The organism is Veillonella sp. CAG:933 (assembly GCF_000431435.1).
Classification (GTDB): domain Bacteria; phylum Bacillota; class Negativicutes; order Veillonellales; family Veillonellaceae; genus Veillonella_A.
The window spans coordinates 1-2,590 of record NZ_HF986126.1 but is presented as its reverse complement, the minus strand read 5'-3'; the positions used below and the strand labels follow the sequence as shown (position 1 = coordinate 2,590).

Annotated in this window: 3 protein-coding genes; all 3 read left to right on the top strand. The window is 43.3% G+C overall.

Annotated features, from left to right (window positions below):
* Nucleotides 1–210: 210 nt before the first annotated feature.
* The 3 genes from QZL64_RS01105 (at nucleotide 211) to QZL64_RS01095 (ending at nucleotide 2,337) form a co-directional block, all read left to right on the top strand.
* On the top strand, nucleotides 211–744 hold the full coding sequence (locus QZL64_RS01105; protein WP_021840217.1) for an NUDIX domain-containing protein: 534 nt from the start codon (nucleotides 211–213) through the stop codon (nucleotides 742–744).
* A 42-nt stretch (nucleotides 745–786) separates the two neighbouring features.
* Nucleotides 787–1,962 (top strand): phosphopentomutase, encoded by a 1,176-nt coding sequence (locus QZL64_RS01100; RefSeq protein ID WP_021840216.1) that lies wholly within the window; start codon nucleotides 787–789, stop codon nucleotides 1,960–1,962.
* A 72-nt stretch (nucleotides 1,963–2,034) separates the two neighbouring features.
* On the top strand, nucleotides 2,035–2,337 hold the full coding sequence (locus QZL64_RS01095) for a hypothetical protein (protein WP_021840215.1): 303 nt from the start codon (nucleotides 2,035–2,037) through the stop codon (nucleotides 2,335–2,337).
* Nucleotides 2,338–2,590: the final 253 nt, after the last annotated feature.

The window sequence follows — 2,590 nt, the reverse complement described above, 5'->3', positions numbered from 1 at the left end:
CTTTAGCGCCCCAAAATAAATTATAGAACCATAGAAATTAGTTAATAGGCGGGCATAAACTTTTCATCGCTTTACCTTTGGATTTTGTGTGATACAATAAATAGAGAATATATTTCAATATAAACTGTTTAGCCGGCAGAGCGCGTTGGGCGTTAGAGTCGCCGGTAATCGTATTTTAGAATTAGTGAAATCAGCAAAGAGGAGATACCTATGAGCTTGCACAGAGAAAAACAGATATCATCGGAAATGAAATTTGACGGTCGTTTGATTAAAGTTACTTTTGACGTAGCCGATGTAAACGGCAAGGAAGCTTGGCGTGAAGTGGTTCATCATCCAGGTGCCAGTGCCATCGTTGTGATTGACGATCAAGGCCGTATCGTTATGGAACGCCAATTCCGTTATGCCTTGGATCGCGGTTTACTGGAAATCCCGGCGGGCAAACTGGACGGCGCGGAAGACCCGTTACATTGTGCCAAACGTGAATTGGAAGAAGAAACGGGTTATAAAGCTTCCGAATGGATTTCCTTAGGCGCTATTGCCACAAGTCCCGGTTTTTGTAATGAAGTGATTCATCTCTATGTGGCTAAAGGCCTTAGCAAGGGTGAAACTAATTGGGATGATGATGAATATGTGGAACTCGAATATTACACGTTCGACGAGTTGATGGAAGCGATTCGTAAGGAAGAAATTAAAGACGCTAAAACATTAGCGGCATTAGCTTTGGCTATGCCATACATAAAATAAACAGTATCTTAAGTTAACTTAAGAAAAGAATAGAGGCGTATTATGTTTAAACGAGTTATATTATTGGTTATGGATAGCGTGGGTATCGGTCATGCGACTGATGCTGGTGCCTTTGGCGACGAAGGGGCTAATACTGTGGGCCATATTGAATCGGTCGGCGGAACCTTACGTTGTCCTAATTTAAAACGCTTAGGATTGGCCAATATTGCGAATATTAAAGCCGATGACGAACCGGTAACCGGTCTTTTCGGCCGACTCCATGAAATCAGTCGCGGTAAGGACACGACGAGCGGCCATTGGGAACTTTTAGGTCATCCTGTGGATGTGCCGTTTCCGACTTTTTATGAAGGCTTTCCGAAAGAAGTTATGGACGCCTTTACCCGTGAAACGGGCTATGGCTATTTAGGTAATGAAGTAGCATCCGGCACGGAAATTATTGAACGCCTCGGCGAAGAACATATGAAAACGGGCAAACCGATTGTCTATACGTCGGCCGATTCCGTTTTTCAGATTGCCGCTCATGAAGATGTAATTCCTCTTGAAGAGCTGTATCGTATTTGCAAGATTACCCGTGAAAAAGTCTGTGTCGGCGATTATTATGTGGGGCGTATCATTGCAAGACCTTTTGTGGGTGAATTAGGCCATTTCAAGCGGACTGCCAATCGTCATGATTACAGTCGTATGCCTGAAAAAACTTTATACTGGGAAATCCTACAACAGCATAATTTACAGACTATTGGTGTGGGCAAAATCGGCGATATTTATGCCCGTGTCGGTATCAGTGAATCCTATCCGACTAAATCGAACAGTCACGGTATGAACGAAGCGGCTCGTCTCTTAGGCGGCACCTTTAAAGAAGGCCTCATGATGATTAATCTTGTGGAATTTGACAGCATGTACGGTCATCGCCGCAATGTACCGGGTTACAAAAGAGCCTTGGAAGACTTTGACTACCAGCTGGGAGGACTCTTGGATCTTCTCACTGAAGATGATTTGTTACTAATCACCGCCGACCACGGCAATGATCCTACTTGGCACGGGACCGACCATACTCGCGAATTGGTACCTTTATTAGGCTATTGGCAAGGTTTAAATAAACCGATAGCTTTGGGCGACCGCGATACCTTTGCCGATGTGGGGCAGACCATACTCGATAATTTCGGTCTTAAAGGCGATGTAGGCACAAGTTTCTTAAGTGTAATTAAAGATGCAAAATAATAAATCTAAAGTATAAGATTTAAATTCAGATATTGTGATGGTATTAATTTTAAAAAGAATTGAGGAAATACTATGAGTTGTACACATGCAAAACATCCGGTTCCAACGGATCCGGCTGAAAAAGCCCGTTATTATTGGGCTAAAAGACAGACTGCCGTAGCGCAGGAGCAGGGGATGAGCAACGATGAAATCCATGACTTATTTAAATACATCATGGACATGGATATCGATGCGGTAGAAAAATCCGGTACGGAAGAAACGTATGAAACCTTCCGTCGCGCTATCGGTCAGGCTACGACTGCTTTGGATGAAGGAAAGCCGGTGGCCGTGGCATTGAATTTGTTCCGCACTATCATGCACGGCGATCTTAAATAGAAAAACATATCTTCTAGGTAAAAAATAAAAAACATCCCCTCTCCGCAGGCTGGTTTTGCATTCGCAAAAAGGCTCTACGAAGAAGGGATGTTTTTTATAATATACGCAAGAACGGTGTGCATATTTAGGTAGAAATAGTTTTCCTTCAAAGACGCCCTGCATGATAGTGCGACTTTAGGGGGGAGAGGGGTTTTGACAAATAAAAAAAGCGCCGTAACTAGTGAACTGCACCCCAAAAATTGGACACAATTTT

Excerpts from the sequence above, each read along its gene's own strand:
- QZL64_RS01105 (WP_021840217.1), top strand. The coding sequence starts at position 211 with ATGAGCTTGCACAGAGAAAAACAGATATCATCGGAAATGAAATTTGAC.
- QZL64_RS01100 (WP_021840216.1), top strand. The coding sequence starts at position 787 with ATGTTTAAACGAGTTATATTATTGGTTATGGATAGCGTGGGTATCGGT.
- QZL64_RS01095 (WP_021840215.1), top strand. The coding sequence starts at position 2,035 with ATGAGTTGTACACATGCAAAACATCCGGTTCCAACGGATCCGGCTGAA.